General features: G+C 71.6%; 16 protein-coding genes. 10 read left to right on the forward strand and 6 right to left on the reverse strand.

Going from position 1 to position 20,771, the window contains the following annotated elements; translation table 11 throughout:
• From IPZ69_RS38485 to IPZ69_RS38495, 3 genes are all read right to left on the reverse strand, one after another.
• Positions 1–1,053, reverse strand: a 1,053-nt coding sequence (locus tag IPZ69_RS38485) for an AAA family ATPase (RefSeq protein ID WP_235459370.1), incomplete at its 3' end; no start/stop codon positions are given.
• Entirely contained in the window at positions 1,050–2,075 is a 1,026-nt protein-coding gene (locus IPZ69_RS38490) for a hypothetical protein (protein ID WP_235459371.1), read from the reverse strand. The genes IPZ69_RS38485 and IPZ69_RS38490, both read right to left, overlap by 4 nt.
• On the reverse strand, positions 2,072–2,533 hold the full coding sequence (locus IPZ69_RS38495) for a hypothetical protein (protein WP_235459372.1): 462 nt from the start codon (positions 2,531–2,533) through the stop codon (positions 2,072–2,074). The genes IPZ69_RS38490 and IPZ69_RS38495 overlap by 4 nt, the downstream gene beginning before the upstream one ends.
• Before the next feature lie 173 nt (positions 2,534–2,706).
• On the opposite strand from IPZ69_RS38495, the gene radA reads away from it, so the two are divergent.
• Both radA and disA read left to right on the forward strand, forming a co-directional pair.
• A complete protein-coding gene (gene radA / locus IPZ69_RS38500; RefSeq protein ID WP_235459373.1) occupies positions 2,707–4,116 on the forward strand; it encodes a DNA repair protein RadA in 1,410 nt (469 codons plus the stop codon).
• A gap of 80 nt (positions 4,117–4,196) precedes the next feature.
• On the forward strand, positions 4,197–5,321 hold the full coding sequence (disA, locus tag IPZ69_RS38505) for a DNA integrity scanning diadenylate cyclase DisA (RefSeq protein ID WP_235459374.1): 1,125 nt from the start codon (positions 4,197–4,199) through the stop codon (positions 5,319–5,321).
• A gap of 37 nt (positions 5,322–5,358) precedes the next feature.
• On the opposite strand, the gene IPZ69_RS38510 is transcribed toward disA, so the two are convergent.
• A complete protein-coding gene (locus tag IPZ69_RS38510; RefSeq protein ID WP_235459375.1) occupies positions 5,359–6,162 on the reverse strand; it encodes a hypothetical protein in 804 nt (267 codons plus the stop codon).
• 217 nt (positions 6,163–6,379) lie between these two features.
• Between IPZ69_RS38510 and IPZ69_RS38515 the strand changes: the two genes are divergently transcribed.
• From IPZ69_RS38515 to cseC, 5 genes are all read left to right on the forward strand, one after another.
• Positions 6,380–7,255, forward strand: a complete 876-nt coding sequence (locus tag IPZ69_RS38515) for an A/G-specific adenine glycosylase (protein ID WP_308407587.1) — start codon at positions 6,380–6,382, stop codon at positions 7,253–7,255.
• Positions 7,256–7,522: 267 nt separating this feature from the next.
• Positions 7,523–8,062, forward strand: a complete 540-nt coding sequence (locus IPZ69_RS38520) for a SigE family RNA polymerase sigma factor (RefSeq protein WP_235459376.1) — start codon at positions 7,523–7,525, stop codon at positions 8,060–8,062.
• On the forward strand, positions 8,050–8,736 hold the full coding sequence (locus IPZ69_RS38525) for a hypothetical protein (RefSeq protein WP_235459377.1): 687 nt from the start codon (positions 8,050–8,052) through the stop codon (positions 8,734–8,736). Before IPZ69_RS38520 ends, IPZ69_RS38525 begins: the two co-directional genes overlap by 13 nt.
• 88 nt (positions 8,737–8,824) lie before the next feature.
• Positions 8,825–9,526 carry a two-component system response regulator CseB gene (cseB, locus tag IPZ69_RS38530; RefSeq protein WP_235459378.1) on the forward strand — a complete coding sequence of 234 codons (702 nt, stop codon included), beginning with the start codon at positions 8,825–8,827 and terminating at the stop codon, positions 9,524–9,526.
• 11 nt (positions 9,527–9,537) lie between these two features.
• Positions 9,538–10,881: a two-component system sensor histidine kinase CseC gene (gene cseC, locus IPZ69_RS38535; protein ID WP_235459379.1), complete on the forward strand. Its 1,344-nt coding sequence runs from the start codon at positions 9,538–9,540 to the stop codon at positions 10,879–10,881.
• 160 nt (positions 10,882–11,041) lie between these two features.
• Here the strand turns inward: cseC and IPZ69_RS38540 are convergent, their stop codons facing one another.
• Complete coding sequence (locus IPZ69_RS38540; protein ID WP_235459380.1) at positions 11,042–12,598, reverse strand: MDR family MFS transporter; 1,557 nt, start codon at positions 12,596–12,598, stop codon at positions 11,042–11,044.
• A gap of 152 nt (positions 12,599–12,750) precedes the next feature.
• Here IPZ69_RS38540 and IPZ69_RS38545 point away from each other — a divergent pair, with 152 nt between their 5' ends.
• Positions 12,751–13,347, forward strand: a complete 597-nt coding sequence (locus tag IPZ69_RS38545) for a TetR/AcrR family transcriptional regulator (RefSeq protein WP_235459381.1) — start codon at positions 12,751–12,753, stop codon at positions 13,345–13,347.
• A 29-nt stretch (positions 13,348–13,376) separates the two neighbouring features.
• Here IPZ69_RS38545 and IPZ69_RS38550 read toward each other — a convergent pair whose 3' ends face one another.
• A complete protein-coding gene (locus IPZ69_RS38550) occupies positions 13,377–13,928 on the reverse strand; it encodes a M23 family metallopeptidase (protein ID WP_235459382.1) in 552 nt (183 codons plus the stop codon).
• A gap of 342 nt (positions 13,929–14,270) precedes the next feature.
• Between IPZ69_RS38550 and IPZ69_RS38555 the strand changes: the two genes are divergently transcribed.
• On the forward strand, positions 14,271–17,516 hold the full coding sequence (locus IPZ69_RS38555; protein WP_235459383.1) for an NACHT domain-containing protein: 3,246 nt from the start codon (positions 14,271–14,273) through the stop codon (positions 17,514–17,516).
• A 4-nt stretch (positions 17,517–17,520) separates the two neighbouring features.
• On the forward strand, positions 17,521–20,673 hold the full coding sequence (locus tag IPZ69_RS38560; protein ID WP_235459384.1) for an NACHT domain-containing protein: 3,153 nt from the start codon (positions 17,521–17,523) through the stop codon (positions 20,671–20,673).
• The last annotated feature ends 98 nt before the right edge of the window (positions 20,674–20,771 follow it).

Consider the following 20,771-nt stretch of genomic DNA (forward strand, 5'->3'; position numbering starts at 1 on the left):
CAGGTCCCGTACGCGGGTGTCGTCCTCCTCGGTCCAGGCCGGGAGCGTGCCCGTGTCGCCCCGGCCCCGGCGGTGGACGAGAGCCGGCTTGGCGACCTTGCGCAGATGCTCGGTGGTCACCTGACCGGCGCCCTCGATCGCGGCCAGCGCACGGGCGGCCCGCAGCAGGACGATCTCCCCGCGGTGCCCGGCGAGTCGGAAGCCCTCGGCGAGCGCGGCGCAGCCGGCGTAGACCTCGGGTCCGCACCCGATGCCGGCGAGCCGGGCGCGCGCGGCGTCCAGAGCGGCCTTCTTCTCGGCGTCCGCCGCCAGCGCCTCGGCCAGGAACCGCGAACCGGGCTCGCCGCGTTCCAGCTCGAAGCGCAGCACGGTCTCCACGATCCGCCGCCGCTGCCGGGCCTTGGACTCGGACTCCACGACGGCCACCAGGCCGAAGCGGTCGAGGAGTTGGGGGCGCAGCCCGCCCTCGTCCGGGTTCATGGTGCCGACCAGCGTGAACTCCACGTGCTGGGTCTGCTCGGAACGGTGGTCGCGTTCCAGGGCGAGGATGCCGGTGGAGGCCGCGTCCAGAATGATGTTGACCAGGTAGTCGTCGAGCAGGTTGATCTCGTCGACGTACAGCATGCGGGCCTTGGAGCGGGAGGCCTGGACGAGCAGGCCGTCGGACTTGTGCGGCCGGCCCCGCATGAGCTCCTTGATCCGCCAGCCGCCCAGCACCCGGTCGTCGGTGGCGCCGATCGGCATCGTCACGGGCAGCCCGCCGACCGCCATCTTGGTGAAGGCGCGCACGGTGGTGGTCTTGGCGGTCCCGCGCTGCCCGGTGGCGAGCACTCCGCCCACGGCCGGGCAGACGTACGCGATCTCCAGCGCGGTCCGCAGCTCGTCCTGGCCGACGATCAGCGCGTACGGCAGCACGGTCTCCAGCGCGGCGGCCTCCCGGGCGGCGGCCTCCGGATCGTGTTCGTCGTGCACGTCGGGCGTGCCGTCGTGCGGGCCACTGTGCGTGTCGTCGTGCGTGTCGCCGTGCGTGTCGTCGTGCGTGTCGTCCGTCATGGCTGTCCCTGTCCGCCGGTGGTGCTGCCTTGGTCCGCGTCCGCCGAGTACCTGAAGCCCGGCGGCAGCGGTACGCCCTGACGCCACAGGTCGCACCAGGCGGCCGCGATCCGCCGCTCCGCCGCGGGGTCGTCGGGGACCCGCACGGCCAGCGCCCGCAGCAGGGCGAACCGGTGCAGGTCGAAGGCCACGTGGAGGGACTCCCCGTAGGCCAGGGCCGCCTGCACCGCGCCCCGGTAGGCGACCCACGCCACGGCGAGTGGCACCAGGGCCAGCAGCAGCCACCAGCCCGTACGGGCGAGGAGGACCGCCGCGGCCACGGCGGTGACGGCCATGGTGACCGCCATCCGGGCGGCGCCGTCCACGGTGTCCCGGCGGTCGTCCACCACCGCCCGGGTCTGCTCCCCGAGCAGCGGGTACAGGCGGGGCCAGGCGACCACCGCGTCGTAGCCGAAGGCGCGGCCCGCGGTGTCCTCGGCGGCGGCGAGGGCGTTGCCCAGGGCGGTGGGGCGTACGAGGTGATCGGGGAGGGGGTAGCGGCGGCGCAGTTCCGTACCGGCGACCCCGGCCCGCTGGACCAGGTCCGGCGTGCGGGCGGGGGCGGGCGGTGCACCCGGGGGACCCGGTGGGACGGGGCCCGTGGCGGGCAACGCGGCCCGCTGCTCCCAGGCCGTCTTCCGCCGCCGCTGCCGGCCGCGCGCCCATTCCGCGCCCGGCCGCCGGGGCCACTGCCCTTCCAGGAGCCGGACCATCGGGGTCTGCAGCGGGGCGAGCAGGACGGCGACGAGGGTGACCCCGAGCACGAGCAGGACGACCTCCCCCACGCCGAGCGCGGCGGCGGTCGTCCACGCGCGCGTGAAGCTCAGGCCGCCGCCGGCGGGGGCGTGCCATCCTCGCGCGCCGGCCCAGCACAGGAGCAGGATGAAGAACACGGCCGCGTACGTCGGCAGGTAGCCCACCAGGAAGAAGCGCCGCCCCGCCGCGAGCCCGGCCGGCGGCTGCAGCGCGCCGCTCAGCTTCATCGCACCAGCTCCATGACCCCGTGGCCGGTCGCGCACCGGGGCAGGGCGCGTTCGTCGTAGAAGACGCGGGTCTCCTCCCGCGCGCACAACGGGCACACGAACAGCAGGGCCCGGTACTGCGTGGACATGCCGAGCAGGCCCGCCCGGTCCCCGGCGCCCCAGTCCGCGCCGGCGGCCGGGCCGCCGGGGTCACCGGCGACGCCCAAGGACTCGCGCACGCGCGCGTGCCCGCTGATCCCGATCCGCCCGGACTCCTCGGGCGCCCCCCTGAGCCGCAGGGCCACCCCTCGGTACTCGGGATGCGTCACGAAGAGGGCGTCGAGCACGCGGGCGACATCGGGGGCACGGTCGTCGTCCGGGTCGACGTCGATCACCGTGTCGTACGTGGTCAACCCGGCGTCGAGCAGCCCGCCGTAGACCTCGCGCGCCCACTCCGTCCGGTCCTCGTCGCCCGGCACCGGCCCACCCTCCTGCCCCCGCGGTGCGGCCACTGAACGGCATGCCCTCGTCGTGGCATCCGTAGCCGCCGATTGTACGGAGATCCACCACTGTGCGGGGATGCCTTGCACCAACTCCACCGGGACGATCGGAGCCGGACGGCGTTGTCAGTGGCCTCGGTTACGGTTTCCGCATGGCTGCCCGTACGAAGACCACCAAGGACCGCCCGTCCTACCGCTGCACCGAGTGCGGCTGGCAGACGGCCAAGTGGCTCGGCCGGTGCCCCGAGTGCCAGGCGTGGGGAACGATCGAGGAGTACGGCACGCCTGCGGTGCGCACGACGACGCCGGGACGCGTCACCACCTCCGCGCTGCCCATCGGGCAGGTCGACGGGCGGCAGGCCACCGCCCGCACGACGGGTGTGCCCGAGCTGGACCGGGTGCTCGGGGGCGGCCTCGTGCCCGGCGCGGTGGTGCTCCTGGCGGGCGAGCCCGGCGTCGGCAAGTCGACGCTGCTGCTCGACGTGGCGGCCAAGTCGGCCAGTGACGAGCACCGCACCCTCTATGTCACCGGCGAGGAGTCGGCGAGCCAGGTGCGGCTGCGCGCCGACCGGATCAACGCCCTGGACGACCACCTGTATCTGGCCGCCGAGACCGACCTTGCCGCCGTCCTCGGCCACTTGGACGCGGTGAAGCCGTCCCTGCTGATCCTCGACTCCGTGCAGACGGTCGCCTCCCCGGAGATCGACGGCGCGCCCGGCGGCATGGCCCAGGTGCGGGAGGTGGCGGGCGCGCTGATCCGGGCGTCGAAGGAACGCGGCATGTCCACCCTCCTTGTGGGCCACGTCACCAAGGACGGCGCCATCGCCGGCCCCCGCCTCCTCGAACACCTCGTGGACGTGGTGCTCCACTTCGAGGGCGACCGGCACGCCCGGCTGCGCCTGGTGCGCGGTGTCAAGAACCGGTACGGCGCCACGGACGAGGTCGGCTGCTTCGAGCTGCACGACGAGGGCATCACGGGCCTGGCCGACCCGAGCGGCCTGTTCCTGACCCGGCGCGCCGAGCCGGTGCCGGGGACCTGCCTGACGGTGACCTTGGAGGGCCGCCGCCCGCTGGTCGCCGAGGTGCAGGCGCTCACGGTCGACTCGCAGATCCCCTCGCCGCGCCGGACGACCTCCGGTCTGGAGACCTCGCGCGTCTCGATGATGCTGGCGGTGCTGGAGCAGCGGGGCCGGATCAGCGCGCTCGGCAAGCGGGACATCTACTCGGCGACGGTGGGCGGCGTGAAGCTCTCGGAGCCGGCCGCGGACCTCGCCATCGCCCTGGCGCTGGCCTCCGCGGCCAGCGACACCCCGCTGCCGAAGAACCTGGTCGCCATCGGTGAGGTGGGGCTCGCGGGCGAGGTCAGACGGGTCACGGGCGTGCAGCGCAGGCTCACCGAGGCCCACCGCCTGGGCTTCACGCACGCACTCGTGCCGGGTGATCCGGGCAAGATTCCTCCGGGGATGAAGGTCCTGGAAGTCGCGGACATAGGGGACGCGCTCAGGGTCCTTCCGCGCTCCCGTCGCCGAGAGGCCCCACAGGACGCGGAGCAGCGCCGGTAGACTTTGCCCTGGTCTCGCCCGTCCGTACGATCCGAGTGCGCGCACGGGAGTGCCCCAGAACCTGCGACCGGAGGAGTGCAGTGGCAGCCAACGACCGGGCAGCAGCTCCCGGAAAATCCGGTGGGAGTGCCGGTTCCGATGGCCTGATGCGCGCCTCGCTGAGCGCCGTGGCACCTGGTACGGGGCTGCGTGACGGCCTTGAGCGGGTTCTGCGCGGCAACACCGGCGGGCTGATCGTGCTCGGCTCGGACAAGACCGTCGAGGCGATGTGCACGGGCGGCTTCGTGCTGGACGTGGAGTTCTCGGCCACGCGGCTGCGCGAGCTGTGCAAGCTGGACGGCGGCATCGTGATCTCCTCCGACCTGTCGAAGATCCTGCGCGCGGGCGTGCAGCTGGTCCCGGACCCGACCATCCCGACGGAGGAGACGGGCACCCGGCACCGCACGGCGGACCGCGTCTCGAAGCAGGTCGGCTTCCCGGTGGTCTCCGTCTCCCAGTCGATGCGCCTGATCGCGCTGTACGTCGACGGCCAGCGGCGCGTGCTCGAAGACTCCGCGGCGATCCTCTCCCGCGCCAACCAGGCGCTGGCCACGCTGGAGCGGTACAAGCTCCGCCTGGACGAGGTCGCGGGAACGCTGTCGGCGCTGGAGATCGAGGACCTGGTGACGGTCCGCGACGTGTCCGCGGTCGCGCAGCGTCTGGAGATGGTGCGCCGCATCGCCACCGAAATCGCCGAGTACGTGGTCGAACTGGGCACCGACGGGCGTCTGCTCGCCCTCCAGCTGGACGAGTTGATCGCGGGCGTGGAGCCGGAGCGCGAGCTGGTGGTCCGGGACTACGTCCCCGAGCCGACGGCCAAGCGTTCCCGCACGGTCGAGGAGGCGCTGGCCGAACTCGACGCGCTCACCCACGCCGAGCTCCTCGAACTCCCCACGGTCGCCCGGGCGCTGGGCTACACCGGCTCCCCCGAGACCCTCGACTCGGCGGTCTCGCCGCGCGGTTTCCGTCTGCTGGCCAAGGTGCCGAGGCTGCCGGGCGCGATCATCGACCGCCTCGTGGAGCACTTCGGCGGTCTGCAGAAGCTGCTGGCCGCGAGCGTCGACGACCTCCAGACGGTGGACGGCGTGGGCGAGGCCCGCGCGCGCAGCGTCCGGGAGGGCCTGTCCCGCCTGGCGGAGTCGTCGATCCTGGAGCGCTACGTCTGAGTCGCGCCCCCGCGTCGCCCTCGCGGGCGCGGAGCGATCAGTCGGCCGACAGCACGAACGACGTCTGTGCCTTGGCGAACCCGGGTGCCTTGGCCTCCACCAGGTAGGTCCCCGCTCCGGCGGACCCCGCCGGCGGCGTCGCGCACTCGGGGGCGCTCGGCTTGCGGTCCCACGTCACGGTGTACGTGATGCTGTCGTCGGCCGGCACCCGGAACAGCAGGCTGCCCGACGTCTTCGGGCAGTCGGCGGACGAGAAGAAGTCGTCGTCGCCGTCCGCCTGCGTGATCGTCAACACCGTCCGCTTCGGCCCGAGATCGACCTTGCAGTCGCTCCCGGACGCGTTCTTGGCGGTGAGTTCGAAGGCGGGCGTCTGGTCGGGCGAGTACGAGTTGTGCCGACTGCGCAGGCTCAACGTGACCGATCCGGCCGTGCAGTTGGGCAGCTCGGAGGAGGCCGGCAGCACGTCGCCCGCGGCGACACCGCCGCCGCCCGAACCGGAACCGGAGCCGGAACCGTCGTCCGAGCCACTCCCGTCCGTCGCGCCGGACCCGCCGTCGCCCGTCCCGGTGTCGCCGCCGCCGGAGCCGCCGCCGCTCGACTCGTCGCGCCCGCCGGGGTGTTGGCTGTAGGCGGGCCCGGATCCCGACGAACCCGGCGTGATCGAGGGCAGGGGATTCTTGCCGTTGGACCCGTCGGCGTTCTTCTTGCCGCCCCCGCCGCCCGCGGTGGCGATCCACGCGATCAGCAGCGCCGACACGGCGACAGCCGACAGCATGATCACCCTCCGTCGCCAGTAGATGGAGGAGGGAAGCGGCCCGACCGGATTGCGCAGAGATCCCACGGCGCAAACTGTACGAGAGATCGGCGCGCTTGCTTGCGCCACCCGCCGCCCGGAACACAACTTTTCCGGATCATCATCCCGGCAACTTCCCACAACAGCCGTACTTTTCATGCCCGGCGCATCACGCTCGGCGCACCACCCCCCGCGCAACAGGGGTGTATGCCTCGGGCATGCCTCGGAGCGCACCTGTCCTTCCCGTGGCAGGATCGGAAGGGCCATGACTGAGATGCTCCACACCCCCGTGATCGCCTGGTTCGACGCACACGCCCGCGACCTCCCCTGGCGCCGCCCGGAGGCGGGCCCCTGGGGGGTGATGGTGAGCGAGTTCATGCTCCAGCAGACGCCGGTCAACCGGGTCCTGCCGGTCTACGAGCAGTGGCTGGCCCGCTGGCCCCGCCCCGCCGACCTGGCCGCCGAGGCCCCCGGCGAGGCCGTCCGCGCCTGGGGCCGGCTCGGCTACCCGCGGCGCGCCCTGCGCCTGCACGGCGCCGCGGCCGCCATAACGGAGCGGCACGGCGGGGACGTGCCGACGGACCACACCCAGCTGCTGGCCCTGCCCGGTATCGGCGAGTACACGGCGGCCGCGGTGGCGTCCTTCGCGTACGGGCAGCGGCACGCGGTGCTGGACACCAATGTCCGCCGGGTCTTCGCGCGTGCGGTCAGCGGCGTGCAGTACCCGCCGAACGCCACCACCGCCGCCGAGCGCCGGCTCGCCCGTGAGCTGCTGCCCGAGGACGAGGGGACGGCCGCCCGCTGGGCCGCCGCCTCGATGGAGCTGGGCGCGCTGGTGTGCACGGCGAAGAACGAGACCTGCCAGAGCTGCCCGATCGCCTCCCAGTGCGCCTGGCGGCTCGCGGGCAAGCCGGAGCACGAGGGCCCGCCGCGGCGCGGTCAGACGTACGCCGGTACGGACCGGCAGGTGCGCGGCAAGCTCCTCGCCGTCCTGCGGGAGGCGCACACGCCCGTGCCGCAGGCCGCCCTGGACCGGGTGTGGCACGAACCGGTGCAGCGCGGCCGGGCGCTGGACGGGCTCGTCGCGGACGGTCTGGTGGAGCCGCTGCCGGGCGGTCTGTACCGGCTGCCGCTGAGCTGACACACGGCCAGATCACAGCAACGACGGCTGTTTCACAGCCCCGTGGCCCCCCATATCGCCTCATAGCGGAGCAATTCGCCCTGCTCCTTTACCCCGTTCCCCTTTCCGTTACACAACCGACGGACAGCCGAGTGCTAGCCGCAGGCTGCTTCGGACAGCCCCGTGACAACCGCTCCGTAACTTCATTTCTGTGCCCGACACGACCACGGGGACAACGGAACGACAGGCACGGGCCGAAGAAAAAACGGGGAACGGAGGCGGTTGATCATGTCGCAGGGCGAGGTGCTGGAGTTCGAGGAGTACGTCCGCACACGGCAGGACGCGCTGCTGCGCAGCGCCCGCCGTCTGGTGCCGGACCCCGTCGACGCCCAGGACCTGCTCCAGACGGCGCTGGTACGGACGTACGGCCGCTGGGACGGTATCTCGGACAAGCGGCTGGCGGACGCCTATCTGCGCCGCGTGATGATCAACACGCGCACCGAGTGGTGGCGGGCCCGCAAGCTGGAGGAGGTCCCGACCGAGCAGCTGCCGGACGCCTGCGTGGAGGACTCCACCGAGCAGCACGCCGACCGCGCTCTCCTGATGGACATCATGAAGGTTCTGGCTCCGAAGCAGCGCAGCGTCGTCGTGCTGCGACACTGGGAGCAGATGTCCACGGAGGAGACGGCCGCCGCCCTCGGCATGTCGGCCGGAACGGTCAAGAGCACGCTGCACCGGGCGCTCGCCCGGCTCCGCGAGGAGCTGGAGGCCCGCGATCTGGACGCACGCGCGCTGGAGCGTGAGGAGCGGGAGCGGTGCGCGGCCTGACCGACGAGGAGCCCACAGCGGCTCACGGGGCCTTGCAGGCGGCGATCACGGCGGTGGCCGTGCTCGCCGCCCTCGGGCTTTTCATGGCGGCCTGCGCCACCGGTGGCACCGGCGCCCGTGACGAGGGTCCGGCACACGCCGACGCCGTCGCGGGAGCGGGAGCCGACACCGACGCCGGCGCGGCCCCCTCACCCGCGCCCAACGCCTCCGACACGTACAAGCGCGTGGACGCCGTCTCGCTCGTCAAGAGCGACCCGAAGGTGTCCGCGACGGTCAAACGGGACCTGAAGCCGTGCGTCGGCGACGAGTACCCGCTCGACGTGTCGTACGGCGACCTCACCGGCGGCGTGGCCAAGGACATCGTGGTGAACGTGCTGACCTGCGCCGACGCGGTGGGCGTCGGGTCGTACGTGTACCGGGCCGAGGACGGCAGGTACGAGAATGTGTTCAAGGCCGAGGAGTCTCCGGTCTACGCGGAGATAGACCGGGGCGACCTGATGGTGACCAAGCAGGTGTACGACAAGAGCGACCCGGTCTCGAACCCGTCCGGCGAGAACGTGATCACGTACAGCTGGTCCGCGGGCCGCTTCGTGCAGACGGCCTACCACCACACCGACTACGGCAGCTCGGTCGGCGGCGAGCCGACACCGGTGCCGTCGGACTCCGCCGGCTGATCCGAACCCCGCGATGTGAACCCCGCACCCGATTCGTACGTCACCTCAGTGACGGCAGCAGAAGAACACGAGGACTGAGAGCACCGGGATGGCAGACCAGACCCACGTCCTGTTCGTCGAGGACGACGACGTCATCCGCGAGGCCACCCAGCTCGCCCTGGAGCGGGACGGCTTCGCGGTCACGGCGATGCCCGACGGACTGTCGGGCCTGGAGGCGTTCCGCTCGAACCGCCCCGACATCGCGCTCCTGGACGTCATGGTCCCGGGCCTGGACGGCGTCAGCCTGTGCCGGCGCATCCGCGACGAGTCGACGGTGCCGGTGATCATGCTGTCGGCGCGGGCCGACTCCATCGACGTCGTGCTGGGCCTGGAGGCCGGCGCCGACGACTATGTGACCAAGCCCTTCGACGGCGCCGTCCTGGTCGCCCGGATCCGCGCCGTGCTGCGCCGCTTCGGACACGCCGGCGGCGACCGTACGGAGGCCGACTCCGCCGCGGTGGACGGCGGGATGCTGACCTTCGGCGACCTCGCGATCGACACCGAGGGCATGGAGGTGCAGCGGGCCGGACAACCGGTGGCCCTGACGCCCACCGAGATGCGGCTGCTGCTCGAATTCTCCTCCGCGCCGGGCACCGTGCTCTCCCGCGACAAGCTGCTCGAACGCGTGTGGGACTACGGCTGGGGCGGCGACACACGCGTCGTCGACGTCCATGTGCAGCGGCTGCGGACGAAGATCGGCCAGGACCGGATCGAGACGGTCCGCGGCTTCGGCTACAAGCTGAAGGCCTGAGCGGGGCGGGCATGCGGGGGCTCACAAGACGGCCGATGCGCGGGCGGATGGCGCGCGCGGGGATCCGCACCGGACTCAGATGGAAGCTCAGCGCGGCCATCGCGCTGGTCGGCGCGCTGGTCGCGATCGCGCTCAGCCTGGTCGTGCACAACGCCGCCCGGGTGTCGATGCTGGACAACTCGCGCGACCTCGCGCTCGAACGCCTGCAGATCGCGGAGCGCAACTTCGACCTGACCCGGCACGCGAACTTCCCCGGCGCCGAGATCGACGACCCGAAGCTGCCGCCGGCGCTGCGGGAGAAGATGGAGGAGGGCCGCCGGGCCACGTATGTCACCGAGCGCGACGGCAACGCGCCGGACATCTGGGCCGCCGTTCCGCTGAAGGACGGTCATGTCCTGTCCCTGCACACCCACTTCACCGACCGCAGCGAGAACGTGATCAGGGACCTCGACCAGGCCCTGGTGATCGGCTCCATCGCCGTCGTCCTCGGCGGCAGCGCGCTCGGCGTGCTCATCGGCGGGCAGCTCTCGCGCCGGCTGCGCAAGGCGGCGGCCGCGGCGAACCAGGTCGCCCAGGGCGAGCCGGACGTGCGGGTGCGGGACGCCATCGGCGGTGTCGTACGGGACGAGACCGACGACCTCGCGCGCGCGGTGGACGCCATGGCGGACGCGCTCCAGCAGCGGCTGGAGGCCGAGCGCCGGGTCACCGCCGACATCGCGCACGAGCTGCGCACCCCGGTGACCGGACTGCTGACCGCCGCCGAACTCCTGCCGCCCGGCCGCCCGACCGAACTGGTCCTGGACCGGGCCAAGGCGATGCGCACCCTCGTCGAGGACGTCCTGGAGGTGGCCCGACTGGACAGCGCCTCCGAGCGGGCCGAGCTGCAGGACATCATGCTGGGCGAGTTCGTCACCCGGCGGGTGACCGCCAAGGACCCGGGGGTCGCCGTGCACGTGGTGCACGAGTCGGAGGTCACGACCGACCCGCGGCGCCTGGAGCGGGTGCTGTTCAACCTGATCGCCAACGCCGCCCGGCACGGCAAGCCGCCGATCGAGGTCACCGTCGAGGGCCGGGTCATCCGGGTCCGCGACCACGGCCCCGGCTTCCCCGAGGAACTGCTCGCCGAGGGGCCGAGCCGCTTCCGCACCGGCAGCAGGGACCGCGCCGGAAAGGGCCACGGCCTCGGACTGACCATCGCGGCGGGGCAGGCGCGCGTGCTGGGCGCCCGGCTGACCTTCCGCAACGTACGCCCCGCGGGCGCCCCGGACCACATCCCGGCGGAGGGGGCGGTGGCCGTCCTGTGGCTGCCCGAACACGCGCCGACGAGCACCGGCAGCTATCCGATGATGCCGTAGGCCCCCGTCCGCCGTAGGCCCCGGCCGCCGAAGACCGGCGGGCTCCGGCCCCGCACACGACGAAGGCCCCGGGGCGGACACCCGCCGGGGCCTTCGTTTTTGTCACCGCGTGGTCGTCACCACGTGGTCGTCACCGGCTCGGACAGCCGGGTCGGGTCGGTCAGACGGCCTCGGCCATCGGAGCCGGCGTCGCGTCGGCGGCCTCCGCCTGCGGCTTCTGCGGCTCGCCCCGGAGCGGGACCTCCTTCACGAACAGGGCCGCGATCAGCACGATCACCGCGATCCCCGCGCCCAGCAGGAACGCCGAGTGGGTACCGGCGGACACCGCGTGCTGGTAGGCGTCCCGCGCCGCGGCGGGCAGCTTGGCCAGGTGGGCGGCGTCCAGCTGCGCCGACTGCTCGGTGATCTTCGAGCCCAGCGTCCCGGCCCGCTCGGCCATGACGTCCTGGACCCGGTGGTTGAACAGCGCGCCCATGATCGCGACACCGAAGGAGGAGCCGAGCGTACGGAACAGCGTGGTCGAGGAGGAGGCGACGCCGATGTCCTTCATCTCGACGCTGTTCTGCGCGACCAGCATGGTGATCTGCATCAGGCAGCCCATGCCCAGACCCAGCACGGCCATGTACACACCCGAGGTGAACCGGGAGGTCCCCGTGTCCATCAGCGACAGCAGGTACAGCCCGGTGACCATCAGCACGCCGCCGACGATCGGGAAGGCCTTGTAGCGTCCGGTGCTGGTGGTGACCCGCCCGGCGACCATCGAGGTCACGAGCATCGCGCCGAGCATCGGCAGGAGCAGCAGACCCGAGTTGGTCGCGGACGCGCCCTGCACGGACTGCTGGTACAGCGGCAGGAACAGCGTGGCGCCGAACATCACGAAGCCGGTGATGAAGCCGATGACGGACATCAGCGTGAAGTTTCCGCTGCGGAAGATGTGCAGCGGCAGCACCGGCTCGGCGGCCCTGGTCTGCCAGAACACGAACCCGATCAGCGTGGCGACGCCGATGCCGATCAGCTCCATGATCCGCGCGGACGTCCAGGCGTACTCCGAGCCGCCCCAGGTGGTCACCAGGACGATGGACGTGATGCCGACGGTCAGCAGCACGACACCGAGGTAGTCGATGCCGGCCTTGGAGCGCTTCTTCGGCAGGTGCAGCACCGCGCTGATCACCACCAGCGCGACGGCGCCGAGCGGCAGGTTGATGTAGAAGGACCAGCGCCAGCCCCAGTTGTCGGTGATCGTGCCGCCGACCAGCGGGCCGCCGATCATCGCGAGCGCCATCACACCGGCGATCATGCCCTGGTACTTGCCCCGCTCCCGCGGCGGCACCAGGTCACCGATGATCGCCATGACGCCGACCATCAGACCACCGGCGCCGAGGCCCTGAACGGCCCGGAACCCGATCAGCTCGCCCATGTTCTGGGCCATACCGCTGAGCGCGGAGCCGATCAGGAAGATCACTATGGAGCTCATGAAGGCGCCCTTGCGCCCGTACATGTCACCGAGCTTGCCCCAGATCGGGGTGGAGGCCGCCGTGGCCAGGGTGTAGCCGGTCACCACCCAGGAAAGGTGCTCCAGTCCCCCCAGTTCACCCACGATCGTCGGCATCGCCGTGCCCACGATCATGTTGTCGAGCATCGCGAGCATCATCGCGATCAGCAGGGCGAGCAGGACGACCCGCACGCTCCTGGGCTTTTTGGTCTCGGTGTCCGCCATCTGTCCCACTCCCCCGGCGTTGGCACTTACTTGCCGCCCGGCTAGTTGTCTACACTGGGAAGGTAGACCGACTACTAGCCGGGCGTCAAGTAAGTTTCCGGGGGGCTGGTCGGGCGTCAGTCAGTTTCCGCCTGAGCGCGAGGAGTACGAGGATGGGCGTCACCATGGACGGCACCAAACAGCAGCGCCGCGGCAACACCCGCCAGCGCATCCAGGACGTCGCACTCGAACTCTTCGCCGAGCAGGGCTACGAGAAGACCTCCCTGCGGGAGATCGCCGAGCGCCTCGACGTCACCAAAGCGGCGCTCTACTACCACTTCAAGACCAAGGAAGAGATCATCGTCAGCCTCTTCGAGGATCTGACGAAGCCGATCGGAGACCTGATCGAGTGGGGCGGCCGGCAGCCTCGCACCCTGGAGACCAAGCACGAGATCGTACGGCGCTACAGCCAGGCGCTCGTCGACGCGGCACCGCTGTTCCGCTTCATGCAGGAGAACCAGGCGACCGTGCGCGAACTGCGCATCGGCGACACCTTCAAGGACCGGATGCGCGCCCTGCGCGACATCATCGCCGATCCGGACGCGGACCTGGTCGACCAGGTCCGCTGCGTCAGCGCCCTGTTCACGCTGCACGCCGGCATGTTCGTGATGCAGGACGTGGAAGGCGACCCCGAGAAGAAGCGCGAGGCAGCTCTCGAAGTCGCCATGGACCTGGTCACCCAGGCACACCGGGGCTCCCGTCAGGAGTAGCCCCGGCCCAGCTCGTCAGGGTCGGACCGTCAGACGGTGACGCCCTTGGCGCGCAGGAAGGACACGGGGTCGATCGCGGACCCGTAGTTCGGGGTCGTACGGATCTCGAAGTGCAGGTGGGGACCGGTGGAGTTGCCGGTGTTGCCGGAGCGCGCGATGTGCTGGCCGGTCTTCACGACCTGGCCGGGCTGCACGTCGACGCGGGACAGGTGGGCGTACTGCGAGTAGGTCCCGTTGCCGTGCTTGATGACGACGGCGTTGCCGTAGGCGGGGCCGTCACCGGCGCCGTTGGGGCCCGCCTTGACGACGGTGCCACCGTGGGCGGCGACGACGTCGGTACCGATCGGCACGGCGAAGTCCTGACCGCTGTGCTTGTGCTGCCACATGCCGCCGGCCTGGTTGAAGGTCGCGGAGAGGGTGTACTGCTTCACCGGGTCGACCCAGGAAGGGGCGGCCGCGGTGGCGGCGCTTGCGACCCCGGTTCCCACGACGGCCGTGGCGCCCAGGCCGGCGGCCAGGACGGCCACCCGGGTACGGAGCTTGGTCGTACGGGAAGAGCGGGACGTAACGCGCTGGAGCATCTGAACCTCGTGGGTTGGGGAACGGGGCGATCCCTTGGTAACCCGCCGCGCCGCCGGGTCTCAAACACCCCTTCTACTGCCCAAGGTAGTAATTGAACCGATAATCGCCTATTTCTTGACAGGCGTGTCGCATTTCGGGCAATAGCCCTGACAGCACCGAATCCTCCGGTATGCCACCTGAGCCGAAAGTCCGTTTTGCACTGATTCGCAAGTCGCACTATGCCCGGTAGTACCGGACAAATCGCCTGTGCGGCATGTCACCGGCTCTCAAGATCGAGGGACACCGGAATGTGACCGGCGCTACGCTGACCAGCATTCGCGCGACTACGGGGGTGGCCGGGGATGGACCCGACGGTGCTCGGCAGCAAACTCGCGTCGGCTCTGGTCGGCCCGCTGGTCAAGAAGCTGTTCGTGCAGGAGGGGCCGGGCGCGGGGCTCGTCGACCGGCCCGTGCGCTTATCCGCGCTCGTCTCCTTCAAGGGCGAGAAGCGGACGCTGACCGAGAAGGACGTGCGCAAGCTCGCCGCCCGCCTGGTCGGGGACGCGGTGCGGTCGCCCGGGGAGCGGCCGTTCCCGGCGGACGAGGAGGAGGCGGTCGCCCACGCCCTCGCCGACAAGCTGCTCGCGCTGGGCACGCTCGACATGGACGACGTGCAGGCGGTGCGGCTGGGCTACCGCGAGCTGGCGCGCAAGCTGCACGGGGCGGCCCCGGCCTCGGGCCTGTCCGCCGACGCCTCCTTCTTCCTCGACTCGCTCACCGAGTGGGCGTGCCTGCACGTCATCGACTTCTTCACCCGGCGATCGACCTTCGTCGCGCACACGCTGGTCGAGCAGAGCCGTGCCCAGGCGGAGCTCATCGCCAAGCTCGACGAACTGATCAGCCGCAGCCCGCGGCCGTTCGCCCGGGACGCGGTCTTCGAGCGGCGGTATCTGAAGTACGTGGCCAAGCGGCAGGGACACCTGACGATCTACGGCATCGACCTGGTGAACTCGCCCGCGAAGTGGCCGCTGGACGTGGCGTATCTGAGCCTGGAGGTCACCGGGGCACGGGCGCGTCGCGAGGACTTCGACACCGAGCGGCAGTGGGACCGGGCCGGCGCCGGGCAGCCGATCGAGGTCACGAACCTGATCGCCGCCGGTGTGGGGCCGCTGGAGACCCTGCCCGCCGACCAGGTCCTGGCCGAGCACGACCGGGTCCTGCTGCGCGGAGTCGCCGGCTCCGGCAAGACCACCCTCGTGCAGTGGCTGGCCGTCTCCGCGACCCGCGCCGAGCCCCAGGGCCCGATGGCGTACCTGTACGGCCGCGTCCCCCTGGTCCTGCCCCTGCGCACCCTCACCCGGCACGGCGAGCGGCTGCCCGCCCCGGACGACTTCCTCAAGGCCTCCGGCTGCTCCCTGGCCGCCGCCCAGCCCGAGGGCTGGACCGACCGCGTCCTCGAAGCGGGCCGGGGCCTCGTCCTCATCGACGGCATCGACGAGGTCCCCGAGACCGAGCGTGAACGCGCCCGCGCCTGGCTGGGCGAGCTGATCACCGCGTACCCCGACAACCGCTGGCTGGTGACCTCCCGCCCGAGCGCGGTACGCGACGACTGGCTCACCGACGAGGGCTTCACCGAGGTCACCCTCTCGGCGATGAGCCCGACCGACGTGGCGGCCTTCATCGGTCGCTGGCACCGGGCCGCCCGTACCGGCACCGAGGAGGACGACGACGCCGACCTCCTCTCGTACGAGAGCCAGCTGCTCGCCGCCATCCGCGGCAAGGCGGACCTCGGCCGCCTCGCCACCAACCCCCTCATGTGCGGGCTGATCTGCGCCCTGCACCGCGACCGGCGCGGCTACCTCCCGCACGGGCGCAAGGAGCTGTACGACGCGGCCCTCACGATGCTGCTCACGCGCCGGGACCGGGAACGGGACGTGGCGACGGGCGTCGAGCTTCAGCAGGAGCCCCAGACGCAGCTGCTCCAGCGGCTCGCGTACTGGCTCATCCGCAACGGCCGCACCGAACTCGACCGCGAGCGCGCCGAGGCGATCATCGCCGAGGCGCTGCCCGCGGTTCCGGCGGCCGCCGCGATCGGTGACGCGGCGGCCGTCCACCGCCATCTGCTCAACCGCAGCGGGCTGCTGCGCGAGCCCGCCCCCGGCGCCGTCGACTTCATCCACCGCACCTTCCAGGACTATCTGGGAGCGCGCGCCGCCGTGGAGGTCTGGGACATCGGCCTGCTCATCGAGCACGCGGCCGACGACCAGTGGGAGGACGTGATCCGCATGGCCGTGGCGCACGCGCGGCCGCGGGAGCGGGCGGAGATCCTCACGGGGCTGGTGGAGAAGGGGGACGCGTCGGAGGAGGGGCGGGAGCGCAACCGGATCTATCTGGTGGCCGCGGCCTGTCTGGAGCATGCGGCGGAGCTGGATCCGGAAGTCCGGTCGACCGTGGAGGCACGGGCGGCGACGCTGGTGCCGCCACGGGACGCGGATGCGGCGACGGAGCTGGCAGCCGTGGGTCCGCTCGTTCTCGACCTGTTGCCCGACCCGGACGGGTTGGACGAGATGGACGCGTTCTACTCGGTGATCACAGCCACGCGCCTCGGTACGGAGGCGGCGATCCCGTACCTGGCGAAATTCTCGGGAGACGGAACATTCTTGGCGCGGACCCAACTCATGTATGGCTGGGGATCGTTCGACGCCTGGCTCTACGCCCGGGAGGTGCTGGCCCGCGTCGATCCCAGGGTCGTCCCATTCGTCGTCAGCAGCTCAGCACAACTGCGGGCACTCCGATCGTTGGGCGGGCGTCCCATGGTGATGTTCAGGGGGGACATACCCGTTGATGAACTGGCGGAATACATCACCGCCTTCCCGCCGGAGGCGTTGAACATCAACGACCACCCTGCACTCACCCACGTGTCCTTCCTGGAGAATGCGGCACAGCTGACCCAACTCGGCATCAGGGACTGTCCCGAGATGCGCGATCTGTCGGCCATCGTCGGACTGGGCCTCACATCTCTGGATCTTTCCAGCCTTGGTTCCGACGCGGATCTGTGTGCGCTGGCCACCCTCGACCATCTGAGCGAGCTCACGCTCACGCTCTCACCCGCCGACAGGTGGGACCTGGGCCTACTACCGACGCAGGCGCCGCTGAGCAGACTCGTGCTCAACGGACGCAGCAGACCCGAGGGCGGGCTGGACGGGCTCCCACGCCTGCGTCACCTCACCGACCTGCTCTTGAACAACGCGAGTTCGCCCTCGCATCCGTCCGACTGGTCGGACATCGCCTCCTTGCCCAAGCTGACCCACCTCCGCCTGGGCATCGGCTCTCTGGCGTCCGCCCCCTCCGTCCTGTCCATGCCTTCCGTTGTCAATCTGACCCTCACGTCCAACACGTTCGGGCCCCCGAATCTGGAGCGGATTCCGTCGCTCTTCCCTGGTCTCGCCCAGCTTGGCATCGCCGACGGGGCCTTGCGAGAAGGGCTGGACCTCACAGCGCTGTCCCGCCTGCCAGAGCTGCGATCGCTCGTTCTCCCCGACGGGGACACCCCCGTACCAGGCCTCGACCAGCTGCAGAACGTCGCCGTCACCACCATCGGCAGGTAACCCCATGGACCCCACCCCCATAGGCGCCAAGCTCGCCTCCAGCATCGTCACCCCGCTGATCAAGAAGCTCTTCGCCGCCGAACCCCCCGGCGCCGCCCTCGTGGACAAGCCGGTCCGGATATCCGGGCTCGTCTCCTTCAGGGGCGAGAAGCGGACGCTGGACCGGAAGGACCTCGGGAAGCTGGCCAAGGAGCTGGTCCAGCGGGCCCTGGCCGGCGGCGGTGAGCTTCCCGTGGCTCCCACCGACCAGGAGCCCGTCACGCTGGCCCTGGCCGACACCCTGCACGCCCTCGGCGACCTCGCCATGACGGACGTGCAGGCGGTGGAGCTCGGTCACGAGGCCCTCGCCGACGCGCTCCGGTCCGCCGCCGGGCACCCGGACCGCGACCTCGGACTCGACGCGAGCCTGCTCTACCGCCGGCTGCTGATCACGGCCTGCCTGCACATCCTGAACTTCTTCACCCAGCGCTCCTCCTTCGTGGCCCGCACGCTGGTCGAGCAGACCCGGGGACAGCGCGAACTGATCGCGAAGGTCGACGAGCTGATCGCCCGCACGCCCCCGCCCGGCGGCACGGACGCCGCCTTCGAGCAGCGCTATCTCAGCCACATCGCCACCAAGCACAGCCGGCTGATGATCTACGGCATCGACCTGGTCAACTCCCCCGACCGCTGGCCCCTGGACGCCGCCTACCTGAGCCTGCGGGCGCTGGGCCCGGCCGAGGACGACGGGGCGAGTGGACCGGGCGGCATGCGGATCGCCCCCGCGGCCACCGCGCGGCCCGCCGACCAGGCCCTGGCCGAGCGCGACCGGGTCCTGCTGCGCGGTGTGGCCGGCTCCGGCAAGACCACCCTCGTGCAGTGGCTCGCGGTGACGGCCGCCCGCGGCGAGCGCGGTGACCGCATCCCCTTCGTCCTGCCGCTGCGCACGCTGGTCCGCCGCCCCGACGGGCTCCCGGCCCCGGACGCCTTCCTGTCCGCCGTACGCGTCCCCTTCCACGCGACCCAGCCGGGCGGCTGGGCGGACCGGGTGCTCGCCGGCCGCCGCGGGCTGCTGCTCGTGGACGGCGTCGACGAGATCCCGGAGCGGGAGCGCGAGCGCACCCGCCGCTGGCTGCGCGAGCTGCTGGACGTGTATCCCGGCAACCAGTGGCTGGTCACCTCCCGCCCCTCCGCCGTACGCGAGGACTGGCTCACCGCCGACGGCTTCACGGAGCTGGCCCTGACCCCGATGAGCCAGGACGACGTGGCCGCCTTCGTCACCCGCTGGCACACGGCGGCCCGCGCCGAGGCCCCGGCGGCGGAGCTGGACCGCCTCGACGGCTACGAGCGCACCCTGCTGGACGCCGTCCGGACCAAGCCGGACCTCGGCCGCCTCGCCACCAACCCCCTGATGTGCGGGCTGATCTGCGCCCTGCACCGCGACCGCCGCGGCTATCTCCCGCACGGCCGCCAGGAGCTGTACGACGCGGCCCTGTCGATGCTGCTGGCGCGCCGCGACGAGGAGCGGGACATGTTCCCGGACCGGGGCGGCGGCAACGGCGCGGACGGCGGCGTGCACCTCGGCGAGCTTCCGCAGATCCAGCTGCTCCAGCGGCTCGCGTACTGGCTGATCCGCAACAACCAGTCCGAGATGGACCGCGAGCGGGCGGAGCGGATCGTCGCGGACGTCCTTCCGTCCCTGCCGGCCGCCGCCTCCCAGGGCGACGCCGGACGCATCCTCGGCCATCTGCTGCTGCGCAGCGGTCTGCTGCGCGAACCCGTCGTCGGCACCGTGGAGTTCGTCCACCGGACCTTCCAGGACTACCTGGGGGCCAAGGCGGCGGTGGAGGACGGGGACTTCGGGCTGCTGGTGCGGGGCGCCGCGGACGAGCAGTGGGCGGACGTCGTACGGATGGCCGTCGCCCATGCCCGGCCGCGGGAACGGGCGGAGCTGCTGAGCGGGTTGACCGCCTCGGCGCGGCGTCTGGAGGGGGCCGAGAGCACGCGGGTACGGCTGCTCGCGCTGGCCTCGCTGGAACACGCGACGCAGCTCGACCCGGCCGTCCGGACCGCCGTGGAGCAGGACGCGGCGGCCCTCATACCGCCCCGCAGCACGGAGGAGGCGCGTGCGCTGGCCTTCGTCGGTCCGCTCGCGCTGGAACTGCTGCCGGGACCCGAGGGGTTGAACGACGAGGAGGCCAGGGCGGTCGTCGTCACCGCGTCGCTGATCGGGACGGAGGCGGCGCTGCCCCTGCTGGCGCGGTTCCGCGCGCATCCGGCGGTCATGGTGCGGTCCCAGCTGTCCTGGACGTGGATGCGCTTCCCGGCGCGGACGTACGCGCGGGAGGTCGTCGCCCATCTCCGGCCCGAGGAACTGTTCTTCTGCGCCCACTCCGGCGAACATCTGCGCCTGCTGCGGGAACTGGGCGGGCGCCCCGCGCTCCAGGTGATGGGCGAGATCCCGGACGAGGAGGTGCGCACCGGGCTGCCGGACACGGTCACCTCCCTCAATCTGCACGACAACCCGACGCTGCGCAGCCTGTCCTGTCTGTCGTCACTGCGCGGGCTCAACTCCCTGGACCTCAGCTCGTGCCCGCAGGTGGACAGCCTCGCCCCGGTGGCCCGGCTGCCCCTCCTGGGCCGGCTGTCCGTGACCTCCATGCGCTCCCTGGAGCAGCCGGGAGCCCTGGCCCCGCTCGACGGCCATCCGACCCTGCACACGCTCGACATAGGGACGCTGCTGGACGCCGACTCCCTCGGCGAGGCACTCCCCCAGGACGTTCCGCTGCGCTATCTGCGCCTCGCCAAGAACGCGCCGGCCGTCACCGCCCTGCGCGGCCTGCGCCGGCTGCGCTCGCTGAAGCAGCTGAGTCTGGCGACGCTGTCGGGTGATCTGCTCCCCGAGGACTACGAGGAGATCGCCCTCCTGCCCGAACTCGAAGAGCTGCGCATCAACTGGAAGACCGTCGGCTGGGAGGGGCCGCCGCTGCCCGGGGTCACCAAGGTGCGGCTCAACAGGTTCACGGGCGAGGAGGACGTCGACCGCATCCGCCGTACGTTCCCCAACCTGCGCGCCCTCGAGATCGTGCCCGCCACCCCAACCACCCGTATCCGGCCGGAGGTTGTCGACGCGTTCCCGGTGACGCCCGTGCTCACCCGCGTGCACAGCTCGGTGTGACGTACGTCTCCGTGTATCTGTCTGTATGCCTACCGTTCAGTAACCCTACGGTTCCCCTCGCGCCACCCGCACCTCGAATCATGCACCTGACACCAGGC

The sequence above is a fragment of the Streptomyces olivochromogenes genome, assembly GCF_021538895.1.
In the GTDB taxonomy this organism is placed as follows: Bacteria; Actinomycetota; Actinomycetes; order Streptomycetales; family Streptomycetaceae; genus Streptomyces; species Streptomyces olivochromogenes_A.

Bases quoted from the DNA above. Each gene is read 5' to 3' on its own strand.
- IPZ69_RS38545 (WP_235459381.1), top strand. From the start codon at position 12,751: ATGGGCGTCACCATGGACGGCACCAAACAGCAGCGCCGCGGCAACACC.
- radA (WP_235459373.1), top strand. From the start codon at position 2,707: ATGGCTGCCCGTACGAAGACCACCAAGGACCGCCCGTCCTACCGCTGC.
- IPZ69_RS38540 (WP_235459380.1), bottom strand. From the start codon at position 12,598: ATGGCGGACACCGAGACCAAAAAGCCCAGGAGCGTGCGGGTCGTCCTG.
- IPZ69_RS38515 (WP_308407587.1), top strand. From the start codon at position 6,380: ATGACTGAGATGCTCCACACCCCCGTGATCGCCTGGTTCGACGCACAC.
- cseC (WP_235459379.1), top strand. From the start codon at position 9,538: ATGCGGGGGCTCACAAGACGGCCGATGCGCGGGCGGATGGCGCGCGCG.
- cseB (WP_235459378.1), top strand. From the start codon at position 8,825: ATGGCAGACCAGACCCACGTCCTGTTCGTCGAGGACGACGACGTCATC.
- IPZ69_RS38490 (WP_235459371.1), bottom strand. From the start codon at position 2,075: ATGAAGCTGAGCGGCGCGCTGCAGCCGCCGGCCGGGCTCGCGGCGGGG.
- IPZ69_RS38520 (WP_235459376.1), top strand. From the start codon at position 7,523: ATGTCGCAGGGCGAGGTGCTGGAGTTCGAGGAGTACGTCCGCACACGG.
- IPZ69_RS38550 (WP_235459382.1), bottom strand. From the start codon at position 13,928: ATGCTCCAGCGCGTTACGTCCCGCTCTTCCCGTACGACCAAGCTCCGT.
- IPZ69_RS38555 (WP_235459383.1), top strand. From the start codon at position 14,271: ATGGACCCGACGGTGCTCGGCAGCAAACTCGCGTCGGCTCTGGTCGGC.
- IPZ69_RS38560 (WP_235459384.1), top strand. From the start codon at position 17,521: ATGGACCCCACCCCCATAGGCGCCAAGCTCGCCTCCAGCATCGTCACC.